Origin of the sequence: Tannerella serpentiformis, assembly GCF_003033925.1 — a bacterium.
Taxonomy (GTDB): Bacteria; Bacteroidota; Bacteroidia; order Bacteroidales; family Tannerellaceae; genus Tannerella; species Tannerella serpentiformis.
In genome coordinates this window covers 2455078-2480646 of record NZ_CP028365.1, presented here as the reverse complement: position 1 = coordinate 2480646, position 25569 = coordinate 2455078, and the positions used below count along the sequence as shown (strand labels likewise).

18 protein-coding genes and 2 pseudogenes are annotated in these 25569 nt (G+C 57.8%); 7 read left to right on the top strand and 13 right to left on the bottom strand.

What is annotated here, in order from left to right; translation table 11 throughout:
• Positions 1-477: 477 nt before the first annotated feature.
• From C7123_RS13375 to aroQ, 6 genes and pseudogenes are all read right to left on the bottom strand, one after another.
• Positions 478-1239 (bottom strand): annotated as a pseudogene (locus C7123_RS13375) (metal ABC transporter solute-binding protein, Zn/Mn family); the annotation flags it as partial.
• A gap of 123 nt (positions 1240-1362) precedes the next feature.
• Positions 1363-2574, bottom strand: a pseudogene (locus tag C7123_RS13370) (FtsX-like permease family protein); the annotation flags it as partial.
• A gap of 517 nt (positions 2575-3091) precedes the next feature.
• Positions 3092-3427, bottom strand: a complete 336-nt coding sequence (rbfA, locus tag C7123_RS10445; protein ID WP_037979866.1) for a 30S ribosome-binding factor RbfA — start codon at positions 3425-3427, stop codon at positions 3092-3094.
• A gap of 327 nt (positions 3428-3754) precedes the next feature.
• Positions 3755-4417 (bottom strand): O-methyltransferase, encoded by a 663-nt coding sequence (locus tag C7123_RS10440; RefSeq protein ID WP_037997979.1) that lies wholly within the window; start codon positions 4415-4417, stop codon positions 3755-3757.
• A 22-nt stretch (positions 4418-4439) separates the two neighbouring features.
• On the bottom strand, positions 4440-5882 hold the full coding sequence (pyk, locus tag C7123_RS10435; protein ID WP_069174986.1) for a pyruvate kinase: 1443 nt from the start codon (positions 5880-5882) through the stop codon (positions 4440-4442).
• Between the two features lie 92 nt (positions 5883-5974).
• Complete coding sequence (gene aroQ / locus C7123_RS10430; protein ID WP_037986746.1) at positions 5975-6391, bottom strand: type II 3-dehydroquinate dehydratase; 417 nt, start codon at positions 6389-6391, stop codon at positions 5975-5977.
• A gap of 140 nt (positions 6392-6531) precedes the next feature.
• On the opposite strand from aroQ, the gene xerD reads away from it, so the two are divergent.
• On the top strand, positions 6532-7464 hold the full coding sequence (xerD, locus tag C7123_RS10425) for a site-specific tyrosine recombinase XerD (RefSeq protein WP_069174985.1): 933 nt from the start codon (positions 6532-6534) through the stop codon (positions 7462-7464).
• A 21-nt stretch (positions 7465-7485) separates the two neighbouring features.
• Here xerD and C7123_RS10420 read toward each other — a convergent pair whose 3' ends face one another.
• The 4 genes from C7123_RS10420 to C7123_RS10405 are packed head-to-tail and all read right to left on the bottom strand — an operon-like array spanning position 7486 to position 11931.
• A complete protein-coding gene (locus tag C7123_RS10420) occupies positions 7486-8880 on the bottom strand; it encodes an MATE family efflux transporter (protein WP_069174984.1) in 1395 nt (464 codons plus the stop codon).
• Positions 8881-8921: 41 nt separating this feature from the next.
• Positions 8922-10193: a lipopolysaccharide biosynthesis protein gene (locus C7123_RS10415; protein ID WP_069174983.1), complete on the bottom strand. Its 1272-nt coding sequence runs from the start codon at positions 10191-10193 to the stop codon at positions 8922-8924.
• The gene (ribF, locus tag C7123_RS10410; protein WP_107490700.1) at positions 10187-11128 is read right to left on the bottom strand and encodes a riboflavin biosynthesis protein RibF; all 942 of its coding nucleotides are present in this window, start codon (positions 11126-11128) and stop codon (positions 10187-10189) included. Before ribF ends, C7123_RS10415 begins: the two co-directional genes overlap by 7 nt.
• A 5-nt stretch (positions 11129-11133) precedes the next feature.
• Positions 11134-11931: a DUF6261 family protein gene (locus C7123_RS10405; RefSeq protein ID WP_069174981.1), complete on the bottom strand. Its 798-nt coding sequence runs from the start codon at positions 11929-11931 to the stop codon at positions 11134-11136.
• 790 nt (positions 11932-12721) lie between these two features.
• On the opposite strand from C7123_RS10405, the gene C7123_RS10400 reads away from it, so the two are divergent.
• On the top strand, positions 12722-13624 hold the full coding sequence (locus C7123_RS10400) for a hypothetical protein (protein WP_216820855.1): 903 nt from the start codon (positions 12722-12724) through the stop codon (positions 13622-13624).
• Positions 13625-13688: 64 nt separating this feature from the next.
• Entirely contained in the window at positions 13689-13952 is a 264-nt protein-coding gene (locus C7123_RS10395) for a tetratricopeptide repeat protein (protein ID WP_038010691.1), read from the top strand.
• 64 nt (positions 13953-14016) lie between these two features.
• On the opposite strand, the gene C7123_RS10390 is transcribed toward C7123_RS10395, so the two are convergent.
• Together C7123_RS10390 and C7123_RS10385 are read right to left on the bottom strand one after the other, a co-directional pair.
• Positions 14017-14733 carry a response regulator transcription factor gene (locus C7123_RS10390; RefSeq protein ID WP_069174980.1) on the bottom strand — a complete coding sequence of 239 codons (717 nt, stop codon included), beginning with the start codon at positions 14731-14733 and terminating at the stop codon, positions 14017-14019.
• A gap of 20 nt (positions 14734-14753) precedes the next feature.
• Positions 14754-16166: a sensor histidine kinase gene (locus tag C7123_RS10385; RefSeq protein ID WP_069174979.1), complete on the bottom strand. Its 1413-nt coding sequence runs from the start codon at positions 16164-16166 to the stop codon at positions 14754-14756.
• 718 nt (positions 16167-16884) lie between these two features.
• Between C7123_RS10385 and C7123_RS10380 the strand changes: the two genes are divergently transcribed.
• Positions 16885-19200, top strand: a complete 2316-nt coding sequence (locus C7123_RS10380) for an outer membrane beta-barrel protein (RefSeq protein WP_069174978.1) — start codon at positions 16885-16887, stop codon at positions 19198-19200.
• A 163-nt stretch (positions 19201-19363) separates the two neighbouring features.
• On the opposite strand, the gene C7123_RS10375 is transcribed toward C7123_RS10380, so the two are convergent.
• Positions 19364-19795, bottom strand: a complete 432-nt coding sequence (locus C7123_RS10375) for a PepSY-like domain-containing protein (RefSeq protein WP_037985353.1) — start codon at positions 19793-19795, stop codon at positions 19364-19366.
• A 906-nt stretch (positions 19796-20701) separates the two neighbouring features.
• Here C7123_RS10375 and C7123_RS10370 point away from each other — a divergent pair.
• The 3 genes from C7123_RS10370 (at position 20702) to C7123_RS10355 (ending at position 25454) form a co-directional block, all read left to right on the top strand.
• Complete coding sequence (locus C7123_RS10370) at positions 20702-22903, top strand: sodium-translocating pyrophosphatase (RefSeq protein ID WP_038009648.1); 2202 nt, start codon at positions 20702-20704, stop codon at positions 22901-22903.
• Positions 22904-23631: 728 nt separating this feature from the next.
• Complete coding sequence (locus C7123_RS10360) at positions 23632-24165, top strand: RNA polymerase sigma factor (RefSeq protein WP_037985328.1); 534 nt, start codon at positions 23632-23634, stop codon at positions 24163-24165.
• Positions 24165-25454 (top strand): porin family protein, encoded by a 1290-nt coding sequence (locus C7123_RS10355; protein ID WP_083206832.1) that lies wholly within the window; start codon positions 24165-24167, stop codon positions 25452-25454. Before C7123_RS10360 ends, C7123_RS10355 begins: the two co-directional genes overlap by 1 nt.
• Positions 25455-25569 lie beyond the last annotated feature (115 nt).

Below are 25569 nucleotides of genomic sequence, written 5' to 3'. Positions count from 1 at the left end.
GTTGGTGGGAGATGTATGTTTTCTTAAAACTAATGGGGATGGGAAAGACGGAGGGACATTGATTGATTTTTTTGATGGGGATGGGTTGGTGGGATGTGTATGTTTTCTTAAAACTAATAGGGATGGGAAGGTCTGAGGGGCACTGATTCTTTTTCCTGCCGGCAGGGTAGGGGCGTATTGAATACGCCCTCTTATACGTACCCCGGAAGGGGACGAAGTATCCACCTACTCTCAAACATTCCCTGCGGGAATGATAGAAGGGCGTATGCAATACGCCCCTACAGGCGTCCCCTTGACAGGGAACGCCACCGGGTACCGAATAACTGCTTAATAATTGATGGCGAACCACTCGTACTTTGTTAGCGCCGGTTTGTTTTTGATGAAAGAAAAGAAGGCGAAAGAAAATCAAGGCGCTAGGGGCGTCGGACAACTTTTCGGGATACTCAAAATGACTGGGAATGGGATTGTCTGTTGGGGTCACTTTGTTAGCGCCTGTCCGATTTTGAGCATCTCGTCTTTCCACTGGGCTGAAAGGGGGTCGATAACGACTACGCGGGCACCGATCTCTCTGGCAACGGATTCGGCGTGCTTGCGGTCGAACTCGCGCTGTACAAAAACGACTCGCACGTGCTGGGCCCGGGCTTCGTCGATGAGTTTTTTCATCGAGGCGGCCGAGGGCTCCTTGCCGTCGATTTCTATCGCCAGCTGCTTGAGGTGGTACGCCTGGGCGAAGTAGGTCAGCGCCGGGTGGTAAATGATGAACGTGCGGTGGGTGAGTGTGTCCAGCATCGCGTGCAGGGCGGCGTCGGTGGAGTCGATTTCGGCCACGAGCGAGGCGTGGGCCGCTCGGTAGACAGCGGTGTGCGCCGTGTCGAGGAGGCAAAAGGCGCGGAGGGTGTTTTCGGCCATCTGACGTGCGGTGGCAGGCGCGTTCCAGATGTGCGGGTCGCCCCCGCCGTGTGCGTGCTGGTCGTGCGCGGAGGGATCGCTATCGATCCAACGAATGCCTTGGGAGAGGTCGAAGACTTGCAAATGCGGGTTTTGCTCCACAATGGTCGGCATCCAGACCTGCTCAAACCCGATGCGTCCGACACGCAGATAGGCGCGGCTACGGGCCACGGCCATCATTTCCTGAGGCGTGGGGTCGAACGTTTCCGGACTTTGCCCGGGCGGCACTACGGTGTGGATCGTGAAATGCGCGCCTCCGATGCGCTCGGCAAAGTAGCGCTGCGCCTCTATCGTTACGGACACGCGATGGCTATCGTCGGCCGACTGTCCTCCGCCGCCCGAGCAGCTCGCCGTAGCCAGCAGCCCGAACAACAGCAGACTCGCCGCGGCGGCCTTGGGCATGGTCACGGCCCACCGTCGAGCGGCCGAGCGAACGGGGTACCACGACGTGAGCCCACCGATCGCAACCACGGTGACGAAGATGGCCAGCAGATCCCAGGGCGACACGCGCACGGGATACTGGTCGCTGACAAAGGCCCCCGTCTCCCCGAGCCGGATGAGACCAAACGTCTGCTGCACAAGGCAAAGCGCGACGCCGATAGCTATGCCCACGACGGCGCCCAAGAGCGGAATCATGCATCCTTCGTAGAGGAAGATGCGGCGAATCAAACGCTGGCTGGCGCCCATACTGCGCAGCATCTGCACATCGTCTTCCTTCTCGATGATGAGCATGGAGAGCGAGCTGACTACGTTAAACAGAGCGATGGTAAGGATGAAGGCGAGGATGAGAAAGGTCATCCATTTCTCGATTTGCATCATGCGGAACGACGCTTCCTGCTGCTCGAAACGGTCTTCAATGCGGAAGCCTTGGCCCAGCCTCTGCTGGATCTGCTGCTTGAGGTCGCCGACCCGGGCCCCGGGTTTCAGCTTAAGTTCGAGAGCCGACACCTCGCCCGCATCGTAGTGCAACATGTTGCGCACTAAGTCGATAGGCAGGATCAGGTAATTCGCGTCGTACTCCGGACGGTCGATGCAGAAGACTCCGCTGACGTAGGCGTATTCGATCTGGAATGAGGTCGCAGCCTGGGACGCGCTGACGCGTCCTTCACGCTTGGGGGCATAGATCTCGATCGGATCGGTGAAGGACGCATTGACGCCCAGGGTGGACGCCAGTCCAATGCCGGGAATGGCATAGTCCGTCCCGCCCTCATTCAGCGCATAACGCCCGTCGATAAGCACCGATCCAAGGTCTACGGTGCGCTCGAAGGCGCTGTCTACGCCCTTGGCCACGGCTATCTGTTGACGACCGCCGTAGCGGAGGAGCACGTTCTCTTGCAACACCTCCGTGGCGGCTTCCACCTGGGGCAAGGCACGCACCGAGCGCATCGCGTCGGTGTTGGGAATGAACACCTTACCCTCTACGGCCGTAATCTTAAGATCAGGATCAAAGTGGCCAAACATGGAGGCCACGAGATCGTGAAATCCATTGAAGACGGACAGCACACAGACCAGCGCGACGGTGGCCACAGCCACGCTGCAAACAGAAATCATAGAAATGATGTTGATGGCGTTGTGCGACTTCTTAGCCAACAGATAGCGCCTGGCGATGAAGAGAGGTAGGTTCACGGGTTTCGAAAAACTAAAAATGAAAAGTAAGTCTGGGGGTAATGGTCACTAAAAATGAGTAAGGACAGGTCGCAAAAATATCCGCCTCTCGCTCTCCTCGCCAAGGGCGGGAAAGCCCAAGGATGGTTCTTTCTTCCTTCCAGCAAGGTAGGGGCGTATTGCATACGCCCCCTAATCCTCCCCACCAAGGACGGGAAAGCCCAAGGGTCGCTCTTTCCGATTCGTGTCGGCTAAGGGTTTGCGGGTACATTTTTGAATCCCATCCTTTTTGGGGATGAGAAAGCCAAAGAGGTGATCTTTCCGATTCGTGTCGGCTAAGGGTTAGGGGGTACATTTTTAAGTCCCATCCTTTTCGAGGACGGGAAAGCGGGGCGGATCGGCCGTCCATAAACCAGCGAGAATATCGAGGGGTAACCACACACGAAGGGCGAACCGATGGGTCCGCCCACTGCACGCCGATCCGCGATCGGTACACGCTGAGGGGTAGACGCATGGGTTCGCCCTTGTCTAATCAATGCTATTTGTTCAACAGTTGGTCGATGTTTTCGACATAGTCCAACGAGTCGTCGCGATAGAAGATCAGCTCGGGTATTCTCCTGAGCTGGAGGCGAACGCGTTGGCCGAGGTCGTATCGAATGGTCTTCTTGTTGGTTTCGATAGCGCCCATCAGCTCGTCCGCCTTTTCGGTGGGGAAAATACTGAGGTAGACCTTGGCCACACTCAAATCCGGACTGACGCGCACGGCACTCACCGAGACGAGTGTCCCAGGCAGCGCTTTGGTCTGTCGGAGGAAGAGGTCGCCTAACTCTTTCTGTAGCAGTCTTCCTATCTTATTCAATCGGGTTCCTTCCATCTTATCTAAAATCTAAAAGTGAGAAACTAAGGCGAGGACATTCTGGGTGGGGACGAGATTCATCATCACGAGAACTTCCTCCGCCTGATCTAAATTCTAAAAGTGAAACGCTAAGGCGAGGACATTCTGGGTGGGGATGGGATTTATCATCACGAGAACTTCCTCCGCCTGATCTAAAATCTAAAAGTGAAACGCTAAAACTGAGATGCACTGGGTGAGGACGTCAATCGTCCCCCCTCAGGGATAGCCCAACGGGACTACGAACGGATTCGCCGCCACAGGGACATCTTCTTTCTTGACAGATCTGCCCATCGTGGCACCTCCGCCCTACTTTTTCCAGATCACGGTCAGACCGTCGCGTAGGGGGAGCAACACTTTTTCGACACGGTTGTCATTCCGTATCAGCTCGTTAAAGGCCATAATACCACGCGTTTGAGTGTCCGTATGGGTGGCATCCTCCTTCACGACCTTTCCAGACCAGAGCGTGTTGTCGGCCAGGATCAACCCGCCGGGGCGGACAAGGGGGAAGACGAGGTCATAGTAGGCGCAGTAGTCGCGCTTATCCGCGTCGATGTAGACCAAGTCAAACGGCTCGGGCCCAAGCTGGGGGAGCACCCTCCGTATGTCGTCCCAATGGGGGTGGATCTTCATGCGGTCAGGGTGCTCCTGCCAATAGGTGCGGAAGAATGGCTCCATCTCGTCGTTAATCTCCACCGTGTGGATTTCGGCGTCCGGGTCCGTGCCCTCTGCCAAACAGAACGTGGCGTAGCCGGTATAGGTGCCGATCTCCAGCAAACGCTTCGGGCGCATCATGCGGCAGCACATCTTCAATGCCCGCCCTTGTAAGTGACCGGCAATCATGCGCGGCCGCAACAGTTTCACGTGCGCGTCTCGGTTGAGGCGAGCCAGCAGCGGAGGTTCTGCGTCCGAGTGATCGAGAGCGTAGGCCTCGATCTCTTCAGCAATGGGCACGTAGGTGTCGGTGAGCATGAAGGCGAATCCGCTCCGTGGCTCAGAAGGTGGGCAACTGGTACTCGTCTTTGGCGCGCAGGACACGTTTCACGTCGTTGATCTCGAGGAAGGTCGTGCCCCCGCCCTCGCCGAAACTGCCGCTGAGGTAGGCCACCTTGTCCTCCTCGGTGATCAGTTGGCGGTCGATGAGTTGCTTCAGCGCATCGTGATAGTATTCGCGGCGGCTGACCTGCCACGGCTGAAACACGGCCCAAATGCCAAACGAGAGGGAGAGCATTCTCATGACCTCGGGGCGATAGCAGATGGCGAAGACCGTGGCCTCCCCGCGGAAGGCGGCTAAGTAACGCGCCGTGCGGCCGGAATAGCTGTCGGAGATGATGGCACGTACGCCGAGCTTGGAGGACGACTTAACCGCTTGCTTGGCCAGGAAGGACGTCACGTCGAGATCGTCGCCCTTGATGGGAACGCGAATGTCGTTGGCTAAGAGCTTCGTCTGCTCGGTCTCGTAGGCTACGCGTGCCATCATCTGCACCGCCTCGAGGGGGTATTTGCCATAGGCCGTCTCACCGCTCAGCATTAACGCGTCGGTGCGGTAATAGATGGCGTTGGCGATATCGGTCACCTCGGCGCGGGTCGGGCGGGGATTGTTGATCATCGAGTGCAACATTTGTGTGGCTACGATGACCGGCTTCTTGGCTTCCACGCACTTGCGGATCAGCATACGCTGGATGCCGGGGATCTTCTCCGCCGGGACCTCGATACCGAGGTCGCCACGGGCCACCATCACGCCATAGGTGGCTTTGAGAATCTCGTCGATGTTGTCCACGCCCTCCTGGTTCTCGATCTTAGCAATGATCTTGATGGGACTCTTGTGCGCGTCGAGGATCTCTTGGACGTCCAGCACGTCCTCCTTGCTACGGACGAAGGAGTGAGCAATGAAGTCCAGCCGATTGGCAACGGCCCATTCGATGTTGCGCCGATCCTTTTCGGTTAGCGACGGCAGATTGATCCGTACGCCGGGCACGTTGACACTCTTGCGACTGCCGAGAGTGGCGTTGTTCTGCACCTCGCAAATCAATTGCTCGGCCTGTTTTTCGATCACCTTCAGCTCCAGATCGCCATCATCGATGAGAATGTCGCTGTCGGCCGAGAGATCTTTGACAAAATCGGGATAGGAGACACAGATGCACTCATGGGTGGTCTCTCCGTCGGGACGGCCCTGCATGATGACGCGATCGCCCGTCCGAAACTCGATCGGGGCGGCACAGGGGGTGGTACGTATTTCGGGGCCCTTGGTGTCGATGAGGATGCCGATGCGTCCGGACACCATGCGCACGTTCGATACGACGCGGTGCAGACCTTCCTCATTCATGTGCGCCGTGTTGAGACGCACGACATTCATACCCGCTTCGTAAAGCGAGCGGATAAAATCGACCTCGCAACGCTGGTCCGAGATCGTGGCTACTATTTTGGTATGCTTCATTGTTTGGGGAGTGTATTTAGGGGCAAACCGCAGAGTGTCCGCCCGATGGTGAATGATAATTGGAGAGGATTTGCGTATCCGTTTGAAGAGAACTATTTGAATGCTTCCAAGGCCAACCTGTACGACGCCAACCCGAATCCTGCAATCACCCCGCGACAGGCAGCGGCTATGCAGGAGTGATGGCGAAAGGCTTCTCGGGTGTATACATTAGATATATGCACTTCGATCACCGGTGTAGTGACGGCGCGGATGGCGTCGTGCAATGCGATCGAGGTGTGGGTATAGGCGCCGGCGTTGAGCACGATCCCGTCGCTCGAAAAGCCTGCCTCGTGGATCTTGTTGATCAGTTCGCCTTCGATGTTGCTTTGGTAGGAGGTGATTTCGTACTGCGGAAAATCTGCTCGGATTTGGTCGAGGTAAGCCTCAAACGAAGTATTTCCGTACACGTCTGGTTCGCGCCGCCCCAAGAGGTTTAGGTTTGGCCCGTTGATGATCAGTATCTTCTTCATTTCCTTCTAATATTTGTCGCTTTTTGGAGACGCGCAAAAGTAAGGAGACGTTGGAACATGGCGGCCGGGGCACCCCGTGTCGCTGACCACGCACGCCTTGCCACGTTTCCCAGTCATGGACTTATCGCAATACGTAAAATATGCAAGTAAAAGAGTGGCCGACAGACGATCCGGTCAAAATGTATGAGATCTATCTCCGCCTCGAGCGCGGACTGTCAAAAAATACCGTGGAGGCCTATGTCAGCGACCTGGACAAGCTCTTCCGCTTCGTGGCTGTCGAGGGGCGGTCGGTGCGGGAGGTTACTTACGCCGATTTGCAGCAGTTCGTTGCCCAACTCTACGACGCCGGTATCTCGGCACGCTCGCAGGCACGGATCATCTCTGGCATCCGGTCCTTTTATCGCTATCTCGTTCTCGAGGGCTATCTCCAAAACGATCCGACGCAGCTGCTCGAATCGCCCAAGATTGGTCGACGGCTGCCCGAAGTCTTGGCCGTCGGCGAGATCGATCGTATCCTCGCCACGATCGACGTGTCCACGCCCTCCGGCCGACGAAACCGTGCCATGATCGAGGTGCTCTATAGCTGCGGCCTACGTGTATCGGAATTGACCGGCTTGCGTTACCCGGACGTTCACTTCGACGAGGGCTATATCCGTGTCCTCGGCAAGGGCAACAAGGAGCGCTTGGTGCCGATCTCGCGGACGGCTCTCAATGAGATCCGCAACTACCTGCCCGACCGACTCGCCATCGCCTCGGCCAACGGTTTCGAGGACATTCTCTTTGTCAATCCGCACGGCCGATCGCTCTCACGCGTCATGGTCTTTAAGATCGTCAAGGAGTACGCCGCATTGGCCGGTATCACGAAGACCATCAGCCCCCACACCTTTCGCCATTCCTTCGCGACACACTTGCTCGAGGGCGGCGCCAACCTGCGCGGTATCCAGATGATGTTGGGCCACGAGACGATCACCGCCACCGAGATCTATACCCACCTTGACCGCGAGGCGCTCCGCCGTGAAATCATCGAGCATCACCCGCGCAACATTTCTTGGCGCCGCGAACACGGCGAATAAAGGACGGTGGAGATGTCGCTCTCATTCCTCCGGCAACGCGTCGACCGTCTTCGCCTCCGTGCCCTCAAGCAACTTCCAACGACTGATGATCAGCACTACCGCAACACCAACTGCGGCCATGTCACTGACAGGTAGGCTCCACCATACGCCGTCGAGGCCGAGGAAGCGCGGCAGGATCAGCAGCGCGGGGGCAAGGAAAATGAGCTGGCGCGTCAGGCTGAGGAAGATGGCCAACCGACTGAAGCCGATGCTTTGGAAGAGTTGCGTGGTAGTGATCTGGAATCCGATGAGCGAAACGCCCATGATACCGATGCGCAGGGCTGTCGTGCAGAGTGCGATCAAGGGTTCGCTGGTGGTGAAGAGGCTGACGATGGCCCGCGGATAGAGCATGGCTACGGCAAAGCCGACGAAGCTGAAGAAGAGGTTCGTGCCCGCACTGTAAGCGTAGGCCATGCGCACGCGGTGCATGTGGCGCGCACCGTAATTGAAGCCCACGATGGGCTGCATGCCCTGCGCCACACCAAGGATCAGCATGACGATCAGCATGGCATAACTACTGATGATGCCAAAGGCGCCGATGGCCAGATCGGACTCCTCGGGAGTCGTGCCATATGCCACGAACGAGCGATTCATGAGCACGTTCACCGCGCTACCCGTCAGCTGCATGGCGAAGGGGGCGATGCCGATGGCCGTGATGGCCCGCACGATGGCCCACGACGGACGGAAGGCTGCCCGACGAAACCGCACGACACTACCCGGCAGGAAGAAGTGCGCCAAGACGTAGACGGCACAGATCACCATTGCTATAGCTGTGGCGATGGCCGCGCCGCGGATGCCCATGCCCATCGGATAGATAAAGACATAGTCCAGCACCACATTGATCAGCGCGCTGAGGAGCATCGTTGTCATGGCTTTGCGCGGGTAGCCCGAGGCGCGCATGATGGCGTTGTAACCGAAGCTGAAGGCGGCGAAGAAGTTGGCCGGGATGACGATCCGCAGATACTCCACGGCGTAGGGCAACGTGCGGTCGCTGGCACCGAAGAGTCGCAGCAGCGGCTCCATATAGATGTAGCACGGGATGATGGTAAGGATCTGTGTGACGAGCGTGAGATAGACGGCGTTGGCGAGTGTCTGCTCTGCCCGAGGGGTATTGCGCTGCCCAAGCAGGATGGATACCCGCACCGATGCACCGGCGCCAACCAGCATACCGAAGGCTTGCAGGAAGAGGAGGATCGGGAACGTGATCGCCAGTCCCGAGAGCGCATATTCGCTCACGCCCTGACCGATGAAGATCCGATCCACGATGTTGTACAACGAGTTGACCACCGTTCCAACCACTGCGGGCAGGGCATAATTGAATAGCAGGCGAGGTATGCGCTCCTGCTCCAGCGCTTGAATTTGTTTGGCTTCAGCCATAAGCAATTGAATAACTAAAGATGAAAAACAGTCGGGCGAGGTTAGCCTTGGCGACGCGCTCGGATCCGCCGGACGATCGACACCGGATCGGGCAGCAACTCCATCACTTTCGTTCCCGTGATCCGAAGGAACACCACGATCGAAAACGTCAGCATACCGACATACGCTACACTCGACGCTACCGCCGCGCCCGTCACGCCCCACCGTGGCACCAGTACCGCAGCCGCCACGCACAGTAGCACCAATCCCACCAACGAGCACGCCGCGCTCACTCGCACCCGCCCCGTGCCGATGAAATAATGGCTCAGGATCCGGTTCCCCCCGAAGGCCACGATGCCCACCGACAGCCCCGTGATGACGTCGCGTATGCCCGCAAACTCCTGCGTGAACAGCACCTCGGTGTACACCCACTCCGGGATACACAACACCGCGCCCATCGCCACCGCCAGCACGGCCACCGTCGGTCCCAGCAGTCGCACGGCCGTCAGCCGACGGCGTTCTGCCTCTGTGGCCCGCGTGATCTCGCTGTAGGCAATGAAGCTCACCCCATGGCTGACGTGCCAGAGGCTCTCCGAGACGCGTGTCCCCACGTCCAGCAGGCCCACGCTGCCGTAGCCGCCGAAGTGTTGCAGAAAGAAGTAGTTCAGCCGCGCGGAAAGATTCTCTGCCAAATTGTCCACGCTACTCCACAGGCCGTAGCGGAACATCTCGCTCGTGTCGCGCAGCCACGCCTTGACGGATAGTCCGCCCTTCGGCCGCGTCACACCGCGTAGCAAGAGCACAAGACTCACCGCCCACGCGGCCAAGTTTGTCAGGAAAAGCCCCCGCATATATCCCCCCAGATTTTTCAGCCCTGCCACGTAATAGAGTCCGAGTAACACGAATAACAGTCCCGCGCCCTGAACGAGAAACACGGCATTGAAAGCTCGGATCCGATCCCAGCCGAGTAGTACGCGCAGATGGACATTGACCAACGAAAGCAGCACCGCCAGCCCGAAGACGACCCCGCCAAGCCCCGTCGGAAGCATCCCCACGGCCGCCATTGTGCCGCAGGCTACACCCGATCCCACCAGCGCCCACACGTAGGCCGCACTGACGACTACGCTGAGCCGTTTCGAACGCATGAAGTACACGATCGTGTTCCCACATAGCACACTGGCCAACATTACTGCCACATTGGCCGAGGCGAACACTACGCCCGCCACGCCCATGTCGTGACGCCCCAGCACGCGACTGTTGATGAGCATCAGCGCCAAGTTCAGCGCCGCGATCACGTACCGCGTGCCGACTGTTGCTAAGATCTTTCTCAGCACCTCTCGGCCTCCCCGACGCCGTCGATCGGCAGGCCGGCCACTGTTTCGCGGTCGCGCTCCAGCTGTTCGCGCAGTGCGTCTAAACTGTCAAAGCGGCGATTGTTCCGCAGGTGGCGGATGAACTCCACCTCGATCGTCTCGCCATACACGTCGCCCGAGAAACCGAGTAGGTGTACCTCCACTGCTGTCGGCCGGTTGCCGATCGTCGGCCGGTTGCCGATCGAGAGCATCCCCCGATAGGCCGTGCCACGCAGCCACGCCCGAACGGCATACACGCCATCGCCCGGAAGCACCTTCAGCGGTTCGTCGACTGACAGGTTGGCAGTCGGGAAGCCCATCGTTCGCCCGATCTGCTGCCCGCCGACCACATGCCCACGCAACCGATAGGGCACGGTCAGCATTCGCGCGGCCTCCTCCACCCGACATTCCGTGAGCAGCGCCCGAATCCGTGACGAACTGACCGCCGTCCTATCCTCGAGTAGATAAGGTACGCCTCGTACGACTTCCATACCCACCGTGCGCCCATGCGCCACATACGCCTCAAACCCCTCCGCGCGATCGCGCCCAAAGCGGTGATCGTAGCCCACGACCAGCGTGCTGACGCCCCACTCCGCCGCTAATCGTTCGATGAACTCGCGCGCCGTCAGCCGTGCCAGCACAGGCGTGAAGTCCAGCACAGCGCAATAATCCACGCCCGTCTCCCCGATCCGCGCCAGCTTTTCCTCGAAAGTATCTAGCAGCTGCGGCCGATAATCCGCCTGCAACACGCGCCGCGGATGCACCGGAAAGGTGAACACCGCCGACGCCAATCCGCGCTCCGCAGCCGCCTCCCGAAGCTGCGCGATGAGCGACCGATGGCCCGCGTGCACACCGTCAAAAAAGCCCACCGTGGCGGCCAACTTGCGCCCATCGACCCGCTCGGCCGCGTCGTAAATCGTCCTCACGCCTGCCCCTCCGTCGCTGTCTTTTGGCGCTCCAACCGGGCCTGCCGCCGCTTCGTCTGGCTCTCCCGGAATCCCGCACGGCGCTCAGACGTCACGCGATTCATCGTCATAACCAGCTGGTAGATTTTGGCCCGATCCGCATCCGTTTTCGCGAAGAGATAACTGGCTTCCACATACCGGCGCACCATAGCGAAGATCTCGTCCGTCAGCGGGCGCAGCTCAGTCATGGGCCGCCGTTTTTGTGCCAGCGCCTCGTCGGTTCGTTGCCTCGTCATCACCTGGTAACGCTCGTTCAACTCATGCAGTCGATCGGCCGTCTTCTTGAGCCCGAGCGTCTCCACGTCAGCCGCCAATTCGTTGAGGTGAAGCTCGATGCTTTCAATGTCTACCGACCGCAGCGGCCCTGACATCGACCGTCGTGTGCGCCTAAATCGCCCCAGTTTCAGGGTCAGCCGTTCGGACGCCTTCCGTTGCGCCTCGATCGGCGAATGGCGATTTCCACGGATCATGTCGAACAGGTTGACAAGCATTTTCACCCGCTCGCGATCCAGCTCCCTCAGCTGTTTTGTCAGTTCCGACCCCCGCCTGCCTTTCACATGCCCCATCTCCGCTTTGATGGCCGCCTCCCACCGTGCCATCAATTCCTTAGGCAGTAGCAACAATTCCTCCCCTGCCTTCGCCACCAGTATGAACAATTCGTCATTCATCCCGGCGTGCTCGTTCGAGCTGAAATGTGAGATGCCATCCACATCAATCTGTACGGCATCCGGCAAAAAGATTTTCTCATCGTCCATGAGTTACCTCCCAATAGTTTTACGGCGCAAAGATAGAACAAGGTATAGCCTTTCTCTCCTTCATAGGCCAGATATATACACTTTATGAGACAATAAGATCCGTCCAATTTCTCATATAGTCACCATGTATGCTTGTACAATCCTTTGCCTAACAGACTCCTACATTATGCAAGCTCATACATTCGTGCGTCATACTGGCTTATACACCCTGTCTAAGTTTTCCATCCGTCGTCGTTTTATCATACACATACTGTATGAGTGTATTTTCCGCCGTATTTTATACTCATACACCATGCCTAAGTATAATATCCGTCGTATATAATACATATCCACTGTGTATAAGTAAAGATGAGAGCATAATGTATACAAATACACACTGTCTATGAATAGATTCCTGCGTATTGTTTTCGTAGACACTTCGTATAAGCTAGATTTATATAAGGCGTATAGCCTATGCACTAAGCCTAAGAGACGATGATGTATAAAATAAGGGCCATACATCTTGCTGAAGAGGTTTTTCTATCGGCTACAAAACCTCACCATACCGTATAAGCGACACCGCTTCCGCCGTCTATAGCGATACCTTCATCCAAGCCGGCTCCGTTCGACTGATGACGGCCCTCCCTTCGTCGATGCCTTACCACTCGATCCGGCGACACCCCGCCGCTCGTCCATCCCCTAACAGCCGCCCCGCCGCGCCCCACCAGGCCACAGATGCCGTAACCGCAAAAAAAACCCAAACAGCTTCTGGCATATTCCTTTTCTTTGCGCCCGTTTTTATGGTAACGAAATGAATAGATGGATTACTGTCAGCGTGATCACTTGGATGATGATCATTACGACGCACTTCGCCGCAATGGCACAGTCCGACCCCTCCGGAATAGAAGAGGATGGCGTCTGGATGGATTGGCGGGAGCGCATGAAGCTCCTGAACTACACGCCTCGATATTTTGGCCCGAACGCTTTCCCTCTTTCAGAGCTCACTGACGGGCGTATCGGTAAGCGATGGGAGCTGGAGCTGCGCGGCGAGTATCACGAAGCAGCCGGCGATCGCACGGCCGATCTCTTTGCGCGTCTCTTTATCCCCATAGCCGACGGACGCGCAGGCGTAGAGATGAGCGGTGTCGTGGGTGAAACGTATCAGATGTCACGCACCACGCAGCTCCGTAGACATGCCGCCGAGCGTCGTCCGCCGGAGTATTGCATTGGCGACTTTATCCTCCGATCCTTCTATCAAGTGGTCCGTAGCGACCGCTGGCTCGATCTGATGCTCAGCGCCAATCTCAAGACGGCCAGCGGCAATCGGTTGGCCGACGCGAGATACACCGACGCGGCCTCGTACTGGTTCGATGCCACTGCCGGACGCGACCTCTTCCAACTCGACGGAGGCCGCATCGCACTCCGACTACAGGGCATGCTCGGCTTCTATTGCTGGATGACGAACGATGCGGTCTATCGCCAAAACGACGCGCTGCTTTTCGGCGCCGGGCTGAGCGGACGCCTCTACAACGTCTCTTTCGCCGCCGACTACTCCGGCTTTAGCGGCTACAAAAACACAGGCGACCATCCCGCTACCTACCGCTACAAGCTCGAGTATGAATACCGCAAAAACATTCTCTCTCTTCGTTTTCGCTACGGCGTTTATGACAACCTCTACGACAGTTTTTCCGTCGGCTATATCCGCTGCTTCTGACCCTCCCCTCCACCGCTATCCACCCACTTTTCACCTGTATTTTCTCATCATACACACCTATCACATGAATCAAATCAGACAATGGATTGACGAAGGTCGCATAACCGACGCCATCGAGCTTCTTAACGACTACTTAGCCACTCACCCCGACAGCGACGAGGCGCTTTACCTCCGCGGACGTGCTCACCGCAAGGCGGGGCGTATCCGTGAGGCCATCAACGACTATCTGGCATCCGCGGCCATCAATCCCGACGGCCCCGCAGCCCGCGCTTACCGCATGGAAATCGAAATCATGGACTTCTACGACCGCAATCTCTACAATCCGTAATCGCCCCCCCCCTGCTGACGCCGGGGAAGTTAGCCGGGCACATGAGGGCGGGTTCGTCAACGCACTACCCTTCGACGACGAGCTTATAGCCTAAGCTGCGGATGTTGAGGATGCGAATATGGGGGTCGGCGGAGAGGCGGCGGCGGAGCTTATGGATGAAGACGTGCAGGCTGTTGCGGTTGTAAGGGCTGTCGTCATGCCAGAGGTCGAGAAGGAGCGTGCGGAACTCGACGACGGTTTCACAGCCAATGATAAGCCTACGTAACAGCTCGCTTTCCATGTACGACAGTTCCTGGGCCACTCCGTCGGCGTCAATCAGACGTTGCGCGGCGGTCTGGAAGGTGTAGCGGCCGAAATGGAGAACCGGCGGCTCGGCGTCGGTCGGCAAAACGCGCTCGGCAGGTGTCGGACGACCGAGCAAGGCCCTAATCCGCACGATGAGTTCGAGCATCTTGAAGGGCTTCTTCAGATAATCGTTGGCGCCAAGGCCAAAGCCCTTGACCAGATCGTTCAACGACGAGCGCGCGGTAAGGAACAGGATGGGCGTGGTGGTGTCGACGCGGCGCATACGACGGACCATCTCGAAGCCGTCCATTCCGGGCATCATAATGTCAGCCACCACAAGGTCAGGTCGGCAACGCGCGAAACAATCCAGGCCATGCAACCCGTCGGAGGTGTGTATGACCTGAAATCCTTCGCCTTCCAGCGTGTCCTTGATGATCAATGCCAGCGCGGGTTCGTCTTCCACCAATAGGATGCTGGGATTTCTTTGATTTTCCATTGTCTGATAGGATCTATAATTTATCTCGGGATCTCGATTTTGAAGATTGAACCGCCACGCGGTCGAGGCGACACGGTGATTCGCCCTCCGTGGCGCTCAACGATCTGCCGAACGTGGTAAAGACCGAGTCCGTAGCCCTTCACATCGTGGCGATCACCGGCGGGAACACGATAGAACTTATCGAAGATCCGACCGACCGAAGCCGAGGGGATGCCACAGCCGCGATCGCTCACCGTGACCACGTAAAAAGCACCCTCACACCCGGCCCAGAGGGTTATTTCCGGCTCGCCGGGGGAATACTTGATGGCGTTGTCTATCAAATTGCCGATGGCATGACCCAGCTGCTCGGGGTCGGCCTGGAGAGACAGGTCGGGAGGCGCGACCTCCGTCAGGAAGTGCACGGGACGGCCGGCACGGAGGCTATACAGCCGGGTCAGCCGTTCAAATAGCGCGCGGATGGAGACAGGCTCGCGGTGCAGTTCCTGCTTACGCCGTCTTTCGAGGCTCATATCCAGAATTTGCTCCACCAATCCGCTCAAATGGGAGAGTTGATCGAGGCACAGCTGCAAATACTGCGCACGTTTGGAGGGATCCTCCCCTTGGCGATAGTTCAGGAGCGCGTCGACGGCGGAATACGCGGCTGCAATGGGCGTCTTCAGCTCGTGCGTCATATTATTCGTCAAGTCATCCTTCATCTCCTCGAGTGTGCGCTGCTGCATCACGGTGCGAATCAGGAAACGAAAAGACAGCGCCAGCAAGACCATAAGGAGCAGGGTCGAAAACAGGATCCCAGCCATCTGGCGAACGATGACGCCCGTAAGAGATGGGAGAAAGACACGGTACACGTAGTGCCGCTCCGGATTGAACGAGTAAACCGCCACATGCTTGAAGGTCGGGCGCTTCATGCTGTGCGGAAAGGAGGCTTGCAAGACGTGTCCGGTCCGTTCGTCCACGATTTCAGTACGAAACACACGGAGCGCCATGCCGCGGACGCGGAGTTCGGCGTCTATCAAGCTATCCAAGGCCTGAAGATCGACGGGATACGAAGCGTCCAACTGTTGATGGATAGACGTGCGCACCTCGCGAGCCAGTTGTTCAAGCTCGATGTAAGGCGATTCCGCAGGAACGACCGTCACCACCGTCGTCCGCCTCTCTCCGATCGAAGCATTACGCATCGTCACGATGGAGTCGTTGTCTTTTTTCTTTTCGATCAGGATCGCACTGTGCTTCACGCTCGGATCGGCGCGGCGTTTTTGCAGACGCAGTTGTAGCTCCTTGCTGTCGGCGCTCTCGATACAAGCCATCACGACGCGTGCGGCCTCGTCGTGCAGCGAATCAGCGAGTCCCTTGAGATAAAAGAGGTTGAAGACGAAGAGCGCAGTAATGCCCAAGAGGATGGCGGTCACGGCGCGTTTGAATTTTCGGATGTCCATCGTAGATAACGTGAGTTCGACAAAAGAATGAGATCCCCTTATCCGTAGAGAATGTCATTGATAGCATGTGGTAACGGCCAAAGTAGCTTTGGAAATGCTTGCGGGGTTCCCGCAAACGCCAAAAAGTTTTTCGAGGCACTTGCGGGGTTCCCGCAAACGCCAAAAAGTTTTTCGAGGCACTTGCGGGGTTCCCGCAAACGCCAAAAAGTTCTTTGAGACACTTGCGGGACTCCCGCAAACGCCAAAAAGTTTTTCGAGACACTTGCGGGACTCCCGCAAACGCCAAAAAGTTTTTCGAGACACTTGCGGGACTCCCGCAAACGCCAAAAAGTTCTTTGAGACGCTTGCGGAAGTTCCGCAAACGCCAAAAAGTTCTCCGCGACGCTTGCGGAAGTTCCGCAAACACCAAAAAGCTCTTTGAGACACTTGCGGAAGTTCCGCAAACACCAAAAAGCTCTTCGAGACGCTTGCGGAAGTTCCGCAAACGCCAAAAAGCTCTCCGAGACGCTTGCGGAAGTTCCGCAAACGCCAAAAAGTTCTCCGAAGCATTTGAAACACGTCCGACTGCCATCTCACCGACAAAAATAGGCCTCCCGGGCGCAGCAACTGGGGCCGATAAGACTAAGTAAGACTTCGTAAGCCGGTGATAAGCATCCAGCTCGAATAGCACGCCCACCTTTGCCGCGAAAAAAGATCCACACCCATCAAACGATTCATCATGAGAACGATTTTTACCCTCCTGACCCTCCTTGCGGCCCTGCTGATCACGCACGGAGCCAGTGCGCAAATGCGCCTTAGCGGTCGCGTCACCGACAGTGACGGCCGACCCGTGGCGCAAGCCGCCATCATCCTGCAAACGGCCGACTCCAGCTATGTAACCTCCGCCATCACGGACTCCATCGGGGCCTTTCACATCGATGCCACCCCGAACGACCGCGCCACGTACCGCCTCATCGTGCAGCATGTGGCTTACGAAACGCACGAGCAGACCGTCCACCGAGATCAAGCCAACGAAATCGCGGTCCGACTGACCGAGCGTGCGCAGGCGATGCCTGAAATCGTCGTCCGCGGGGAACGCCCCATCGCGAGGCTATCCGGCGGACGGATCATTTACGATCTGCCCCGCCTGATCGCGGGTCGCGTGGCCGCCAATGCCTATGAGGCGCTGCTGCTACTCCCCGGCGTGCGCGATGAGGGTGATGCCCTCACGTTGGCCGGCGCCCCCAGCCTGGCTATTTTGATCGATGGCCGCAAGACGTCCCTCTCCGGCGAGGCTCTTCGGACCGTGCTCCGTTCGATCCCTGCCCGTGACATCCGCTCGGCCGAGGTGATGTATAGTGCCCCTCCGCAATACCACGTTCGCGGGGCCGCCATCCTCCTTGTCACCCGCGACGCCGCCGGGAAAGACGGCGGATGGCAGGGCCAGATCAATGCCGACTATGCGCAGCGGCATTACGCCAACTATACCCTTGGCGCCGCACTCGTCCGCACCGCCCCGCGATGGATGCTGCGTCTCAACGCTTCGTCCGAAGCCAGCCACACCCGCGGCGGACTCGACATCGATGCCGATCATTTCTATCAAAATCACCATCAGGCCGTCACGCAGCAAGACAGAACGACCCATCGCGCCCAGACGCATCTCATTCGCATGGAAACAGACCTCCAGCTCTCCAAGCAAAGCCGTCTCGGACTGGTCTATACCGCCCGACTCGTCACCGGACGTCGCTCCGAGCGGATCGGAGAGGGCACACTCGGCCTTTCGCATAGTCGCACTTCGAACGAACGGCCCACGCAGCTCCATAACGCCCTCCTCGACCTCAGCACCGGGTTCGGCCTCAAGCTGGGCGCTGAATACACGCGCTACGAAGAGCGCCTGCAGCAACATTTTGCCTACGAAAACACGCTCAGTCATACCTCGACCGACTTGACGACCCGCAATGCTCAGCAAATCGACCGCCTGCGCGTATTTGCTGACCAGTCTCACCCGATCGGCAAGGCCTTGAAAGTGAATTATGGCGCCGAATACCTCTACGCAACCGACCACAGCGCACAGCGATATGCCTCCGACGACGTGGCCGGCCTTCCGGACATCGATAATCGCCTGACCGAACGCACCGCCCGCCTCTATCTGGGCACCGAGTTCGCACTCACATCCAACTTCTCCCTCTCGGCGTCCCTCACCGGCGAGGATTATCGGTTCGCCAACACGCACGACCGTACCCTCTTCCCTGAATTTAGCGTCACGTGGGCCTTGTCCCCCGGTCAAATCCTGCAAGCCTCCCTCACGTCAGACAAGGTATATCCCGCTTACTGGGAGAGTCACGGCGGGAGAACCTTCCTCAACGCCTACGCTGAGGTTCACGGCAATCCGCTCCTCCATCCCTATCGCTCTTACGCCAGTCGCCTGAGCTACATCATCAGTGGGAAGTTCATTTTCACGCTCTACACCACCCGTATGCCTGGTTATTCCGTGCAACTCCCCTACCAAAGCTCCAGCAGCCCCGCGCTGATCTATCAAAGCACAAACTTTGACTACAAGCGCACCTTGGGGGTCAATCTCGTCGTCCCCATACACCCCTTGCCCAACGTGCAGAGCCGTCTCGTCCTCAACGCATCGACCGATCACGTCCGGCATAGTCATTTTCACGACCTCACGTTCGATCGGCACCGCATGCTCCTCTATGCTCGCCTCGACAATACCTTCCATCTCGGCCATCACCTCACTCTTGAGCTGAACGCATCCACCATCACACCGAGCATGCAGGGTATAGCCGACATCAACGGCCTCTGGCGCATCGATACGGGTCTAAAATGGAGCCTCGCACGGGGCGCCGCAGAGCTACAACTCAAGGCCGACGACGTTTTTGCCACCTGGTCGCCCCGCTTGCGTACCGACTACGCCACGCAACAGCTCCGTATGTATGTCGTGCCCGACACGCGTGCGGTGACGCTGACCTTCATCTATCGTTTGCGGGGATATAAGCCCACGAAAGCCCCCCATCTCGACACCTCGCGCTTCGGAACTTCCGAATGACCCTCCCCCTGCGGACTACGATTAGGCTATGCCCGAACGCAAAAAAAGACCTCCCCCCTGACCTGTCATGCAGGTTCGGGAGAGGTCTTTAGCGTATTAAAAAGTATCAGGCGTTCCCTTTATCAGGGGGTAAAAGGGAGCTCCATCACATAGACATAGTGCCTCAATCGATCTTGCGGAAGCGACCGTTACGGTCGAACTTGAGCTCTAACCCGCTGGTGAGCTTGACTTCATAGCCGTGGCGATCGCGCTCGATCTTACGAATATACTGGCCGGCATAATGCTGGCGTACAAAGTCGAGGATGGCACGGGGCACGATAGCGTCGGGAACTCGTCCGTAACGGCAATCGACCTCCTTCCACTCGCCATCCCTCCGAAATTCTACCTTATTCCCATCAACAAACACGACCTCATAGCTCTTGTCGAAGCCTTCATCGTCTTGCTTGGCATACGAAACCTCTACACCGCGGAAATACTGGGTCAGGAACTGTTGTGCGTTGCGTGGCAACTGGTTCGTACGGATCGGCAGATCGTCGTCTGCACAGGCTGTCAGCGCGAAAAGCACTAAGCACGCCATAAACATCATTTTTTTCATCTGATTCTTCATTTTGCTGTTCATAAAAATCGGGGGCAAAGATGTAGGGGCAAATCTGAAATGAATTTGAAATGCTCGCCCACCCCTCTCCAGCATCAAAACGATTGGCCCCGGGGCGGCTGCGGGGCGGCTACGGCCGCCTGCGAAGTTTGCCGGGTACGGGCTTTTGAGATGTTCGGCCGGCGTCCCTGACGGCCTCTGCCGAGGCAAGGAAGTTTTCCTGGTACCCGGTCAGACTTGGCCGGCGTCCCTGACGGCCTCTGCCGAGGCAAGGAAGTTTTCCTGGTACCCGGCAAGACTTGGCCGGCGTCCCTGACGCCTTCCGAGGCCTCGGAAACCTTCAGCGGCGTGTTTTGGACCTTCCGAGGCCTCGGAAACGTTCAGCGGCGCGTTTTGATACTTTCCGAGGCCTCGGAAACGTTCAGCGGCGCGTTTTGGAGCTTTTCGAGCCCTCGGAAACGTTCAGCGGCGTGTTTTGGAGCTTTCCGAGGCCTCGGAAACGTTCAGCGGCGCGTTTTGGAGCTTCCGAGGCCTCGGAAACGTTCAGCGGCGCGTTTTGGAGCTTTCCGAGGCCTCGGAAACGTTCAGCGGCGTGTTTTGACGCTTTCCGAGGCCTCGGGGCGGCTGCGGCCGCCTGCGAAGTTTTCCTGGTACCCGGCCAGACTTGGCTGGCGTCCCTGACGGCCTCTGCCGAGGCAAGGAAGTTTTCCTAGTACCCGGCCAGACTTGGTCGGCATCCCTGATGCCTTTCACACCTCCGAGAGCGACCATTGCACAGCGATTTTTGAGATCTAAAAGAACCGATAATTTTAATCCGAAAACAATTTTGAAGCACAAAAGAAGAAGACGCTATTTTTGCGCAGTAAATTTTATACATACACATCACACCAAACTCATTACACTCCTATGGAAACACTATTCGTAATGGTCCCATTGGCTGCGGTGCTGGCGCTGGCGTTTGCCTACGTCTTCTACAGCCAAATGAGGAAAGAAAGTGAAGGTACCCCCACCATGCAAGAAATTGCAGAGCATGTGCGGAAGGGCGCGATGGCTTACCTGAAGCAACAGTACAAAGTTGTCGCTATTGTCTTTGTTATCTTGGCGTTGTTTTTCGCAGTACTAGCCTATGGCTTTCATGTGCAGAACCCTTGGGTTCCGTTTGCCTTCCTGACCGGTGGATTCTTCTCCGGATTAGCCGGGTTTATCGGGATGAAAACGGCCACCGCGGCCTCGGCTCGCACGGCAAACGCAGCGCGCAACTCGCTCAACTCTGGTCTGAAGATCGCTTTTCGATCTGGCGCAGTGATGGGGCTTACTGTGGTCGGTTTGGGGCTACTTGACATCTCGGTCTGGTACCTCGTCCTCAACGCCTTTGTAGACGCCACTGGGCCCCAGAAGCTCGTAGTGATCACGACGACCATGCTCACCTTTGGAATGGGCGCTTCGACGCAAGCACTCTTCGCCCGCGTGGGTGGCGGCATCTATACGAAGGCCGCAGACGTGGGCGCCGATCTGGTGGGGAAGGTCGAAGCCGGGATCCCGGAGGACGACCCCCGCAATCCGGCTACGATTGCGGACAACGTAGGCGACAATGTCGGCGATGTAGCCGGTATGGGCGCCGATCTTTACGAGTCGTACTGCGGATCCATCCTGGCCACGGCCGCACTCGGAGCCTCAGCCTTCTATAACGATGGCGACGTACAGGCCAAGGCTGTCTTTGCTCCCATGCTGATCGCTGCCGTCGGCATCATTCTCTCCATCGTCGGCATTTACACCGTTAAAACGAAGGAGGGAGCGGGCATGAGCCAGCTGCTCAAGTCGCTCGGCTTCGGCGTGAACCTCAGCTCCGCCCTGATTGCTGCCGCCTCTTTCGGCATACTCTATCTGCTCGAGATTCCAAACTGGGCCGGCCTCTCCTGCTCCGTAATCGTCGGGTTAGTGGCAGGTTTCATCATCGGCCAATCGACCGAATACTACACGTCGCATTCTCACAAGCCGACGCAAACGATCGCTCACAGCGCGGAGTCTGGTCCCGCCACGGTCATTATCTCCGGCCTCGGCATGGGTATGATCTCCACGGCCGTTCCGGTGATCACGATCGCCGTGGCCATCATCCTCGCCTTCCTCTTTGCCACTGGGTTCGACACAGCCAACCTACTTACGGCGCACAATCTGAGCCTTGGCCTCTATGGCATTGGCATCGCAGCCGTCGGCATGCTCTCCACACTCGGTATCACCCTCGCCACCGACGCCTACGGACCTATCGCTGACAATGCCGGTGGTAACGCAGAGATGAGTCGGCTCGAGCCACACGTCCGCCAACGCACCGACGTCCTTGACGCTCTGGGCAACACCACGGCAGCCACAGGCAAAGGCTTCGCCATCGGCTCAGCCGCCCTGACAGCCCTCGCCCTCTTGGCCTCCTACATCGAGGAAGTGAAGATCGGTCTGCAACACATCGGCACAACGACTATCGACATCGCGGGCCGTACCGTCGACGTGGCACAAGCCACCATCCCCGACTTTATGGCTTACTATCAAGTGGATTTGATGAACCCGAAGGTGTTGATCGGTGTCTTCGTTGGCTCCATGATGGCCTTCCTGTTCTGCGGACTAACCATGAACGCCGTGGGACGGGCAGCAGGCAAGATGGTCGAGGAGGTACGCCGACAATTCCGGGAGATCAAGGGGATCCTGACCGGCGATGCCACGCCGGATTATGCCCGCTGTGTGGCCATCTCCACGCAGGGCGCACAGCGCGAAATGCTCTTCCCGTCGCTGCTGGCGATCATCGTACCGGTGCTCGTCGGCATCTTCTTCGGAGTGTCCGGTGTACTGGGATTGCTGGTCGGCGGACTGGGTGCAGGCTTCGTCCTGGCCGTTTTCATGGCCAACTCGGGTGGCGCATGGGACAATGCGAAGAAGTACATCGAGGAAGGCAACATGGGAGGCAAGGGTTCCGAAGCGCATAAGGCCACCGTGGTGGGCGACACCGTCGGCGACCCGTTTAAGGACACCTCCGGCCCGTCGCTGAATATTCTCATCAAGCTCATGTCGATGGTATCGATCGTCATGGCCGGATTGACCGTAGCATTCTCGATCCTCTAATGAGAAGCTCTTTTGGCGGATCTTTCTCCTTTCTGTTTCGGACCTATCGGAGCCTGTTTCTGCCCTTTTGTTCCATCATCAATCCTCACACGAACCTGCTGTGATCGTCTAACGATGAATCAAAATCATCAGAAACATCTCCGAGGGTAGCCTCCGAAATAAATCGGATCCGGTGATCGCAGATACCCCCCGACAGCCCCATCGATACCTATCGGTGGGGCTGTCTACTGTATATCTGTGAGCCTATCGTGAGCATACGTCGGCCTGTTGCCCGGGGGCGTGCCGCTGAACATCCGGGGGCGAAGGGGCTGGCAGGCGGCCTTCCAAAGTGGCCGGAGTGTTCGGTGACTCTGGCAGGCCGCCTGCCGGGACTATCGAAGACTCCGGTAACGCTGGCAGGCCGCCTGCCGGGACTATCGGAGACTCCGGTAATAGTGGCAGGCCGCCTGCCAGGACTATCGAAGACTCCGGTAACGTTGGCAGGCCGCCTGCCAGAGTCACCGAACACTCCGACGATGTTCGCAGGCGGCCTGCCAGACATATGCGGAAGCCATATCACAGCAAGGAGGGCCTACAAACACGAGCAAATCGCACGACAGGTAACCCCGACAGCCCCCCCGAAAAGACGTGGTGCATATTTTTTTTCGACGAGGTGCCACATTTTTGCCACATCATGCGTCAAGGGGGACGTGTGACGGTTGCAAACGGTACGCAAGGAATCAGATTGAATGGATGAAAAGCAACTCATAGCCGATTGTCTCAAGGGTGAGCAAACAGCTTGGAAAGCGCTCTACGACGCGTATTCCGGCCGCATGCTGGGCATCTGCCTACGCTACGTGGCCGATCGTGAAGTAGCGCGTGACGTGTTGCAGGATGGCTTCGTCAAAGTGTTCTCGTCGCTCGACAAGTTCCGGGGCGAAGGGCCGCTGGGGGCATGGATCCGGAAGATTTTCGTGAATGAATCGCTCGAATATCTCCGGCGTACACAGACCCTCCGGCATGACACGGTCAGCTTGGACAGCGCCACCTTCAGTCCCTCGGAAGAAGCCACGGCCCTTTCGCAACTTTCGGCGGAAGATCTCCTATCCATGGTCCGCGAACTACCGCCTAGCCTACGCACCGTCTTTAATCTGCTTGCCGTCGAAGGGTACTCGCATAAAGAGATCGCAACCATGCTGCAAATAGAAGAGAGTACATCGCGAGCACACTATATGCGAGCCCGACGATGGCTGCAAAAGAGAATTAATGGGGAGAATATGTGATGAAAAAACAGGATGAATGGGAAAAGATCGTTCGATCAAAGCTCGAAGACTACGAAGTGCAGCCCGATCCAGCCGATTGGGATGCGATAGTCGGACGATTGACGCGCCGTCGGCTCTGGCCGCGGCGATGGATGTACGCAGCAGCGGCTGTAGCGCTGCTGATGCTCCTTTTTGAAGGCGGACGAAGGCTGTGGCGCCCAGACGAGCCGTCGGAACGGATGGCAGACGCTAACCCCGTACCGACGGCACCGATAGCTACGCCGTCAGTTGCCATGCCGAGCGTATCGTCGCTCCCCGCGACGGTTGCGACACCACCGCCCACCGCAGTCGCACAGGTAAGGACGCGAACGAAAGCGGCCCCACAAACGGTCGCACCGGCCATGACGCGTCTCCACGCAGCCACGCCGCACGAAGCATCGCTCCCGCCTACTGATCTGCCGACGGACGAGCCATCGGTGCCAGACAACGCCTGGCTGGCCGAAACGACGATAAGCACGGCCGACAGTCTGTCCCTCTATGCGGCAGAGATCCCGACGGCTGAGGAAATCGAAGAGGCGATCGAACATCCCTCCGATCGTATGGCGGTTGCGGCAACGCGACCCGCCCGACGCTGGGGCTTCGGCATGGGGGGCGGTGGCTACACAACAGGTCTGCAAGGTGGAGGCGGAGACTTCAATGCGACGTTTATCCGCGATGACAGCCGTGCCGATCTGCCACCGTACGACTACGGGGAAGGCACCGCGGACGACGCCCTCGCCTACCATCGGAACGAAACGAATCGCATCGATGTCAAGCACGCGCGCCCGCTCTCGTTCGGCCTCGGCGTGAGCTACCGGCTGAGCGATCGCTGGGCATTGCAAAGTGGCCTGACGTACACCTGCCTCACTTCGCGTTGGCGCACAGCCTCCATCTTCGATGGGCACATCCGACAGCGATTGCATTTCGTCGGTATCCCAGTCGGGGTGGCCTACCGAATAGCAGACTGGCGGCGTGTGCGATTCTATGCGGCTGCGGGCGGCGCAGTAGAGTGGAACGTGGCGGGTAGCCTCCGCACGGTTCACAGCTACGGAACCGGGCGACGCAGCACGGAGCAGTCGCAACGAATGAAAGAATGGCAATGGTCAACCTATGCCCGCACGGGCGCCACTTACCCCCTGTTGCCATTCCTAAGCCTCTACGCCGAGGTGGGCGCAAGCTATTACTTCGACAACGGGAGCTCCATTGAAACGATTCGATCGGCGAAACCCTTCTATCTATCTTTGCAGACGGGTTTGAGATTAGGTCTTTAGAGGCCGATGCGCCGCCCCCCCCATACATTACATTATATTATTGTATCAAGAACTACGGGAGAACCTATCGGCCCGCTCCCACTCATAATTACTAACGACTTATTACTACCGCGGC

What these genes read in the sequence shown, in the direction of transcription:
- rbfA (WP_037979866.1), bottom strand. Translation starts at nt 3,427, where the DNA reads ATGGAAGGAACCCGATTGAATAAGATAGGAAGACTGCTACAGAAAGAG.
- C7123_RS10440 (WP_037997979.1), bottom strand. Translation starts at nt 4,417, where the DNA reads ATGCTCACCGACACCTACGTGCCCATTGCTGAAGAGATCGAGGCCTAC.
- pyk (WP_069174986.1), bottom strand. Translation starts at nt 5,882, where the DNA reads ATGAAGCATACCAAAATAGTAGCCACGATCTCGGACCAGCGTTGCGAG.
- aroQ (WP_037986746.1), bottom strand. Translation starts at nt 6,391, where the DNA reads ATGAAGAAGATACTGATCATCAACGGGCCAAACCTAAACCTCTTGGGG.
- xerD (WP_069174985.1), top strand. Translation starts at nt 6,532, where the DNA reads ATGCAAGTAAAAGAGTGGCCGACAGACGATCCGGTCAAAATGTATGAG.
- C7123_RS10420 (WP_069174984.1), bottom strand. Translation starts at nt 8,880, where the DNA reads ATGGCTGAAGCCAAACAAATTCAAGCGCTGGAGCAGGAGCGCATACCT.
- C7123_RS10405 (WP_069174981.1), bottom strand. Translation starts at nt 11,931, where the DNA reads ATGGACGATGAGAAAATCTTTTTGCCGGATGCCGTACAGATTGATGTG.
- C7123_RS10400 (WP_216820855.1), top strand. Translation starts at nt 12,722, where the DNA reads ATGAATAGATGGATTACTGTCAGCGTGATCACTTGGATGATGATCATT.
- C7123_RS10395 (WP_038010691.1), top strand. Translation starts at nt 13,689, where the DNA reads ATGAATCAAATCAGACAATGGATTGACGAAGGTCGCATAACCGACGCC.
- C7123_RS10390 (WP_069174980.1), bottom strand. Translation starts at nt 14,733, where the DNA reads ATGGAAAATCAAAGAAATCCCAGCATCCTATTGGTGGAAGACGAACCC.
- C7123_RS10385 (WP_069174979.1), bottom strand. Translation starts at nt 16,166, where the DNA reads ATGGACATCCGAAAATTCAAACGCGCCGTGACCGCCATCCTCTTGGGC.
- C7123_RS10380 (WP_069174978.1), top strand. Translation starts at nt 16,885, where the DNA reads ATGAGAACGATTTTTACCCTCCTGACCCTCCTTGCGGCCCTGCTGATC.
- C7123_RS10375 (WP_037985353.1), bottom strand. Translation starts at nt 19,795, where the DNA reads ATGAAAAAAATGATGTTTATGGCGTGCTTAGTGCTTTTCGCGCTGACA.
- C7123_RS10370 (WP_038009648.1), top strand. Translation starts at nt 20,702, where the DNA reads ATGGAAACACTATTCGTAATGGTCCCATTGGCTGCGGTGCTGGCGCTG.
- C7123_RS10360 (WP_037985328.1), top strand. Translation starts at nt 23,632, where the DNA reads ATGGATGAAAAGCAACTCATAGCCGATTGTCTCAAGGGTGAGCAAACA.
- C7123_RS10355 (WP_083206832.1), top strand. Translation starts at nt 24,165, where the DNA reads ATGAAAAAACAGGATGAATGGGAAAAGATCGTTCGATCAAAGCTCGAA.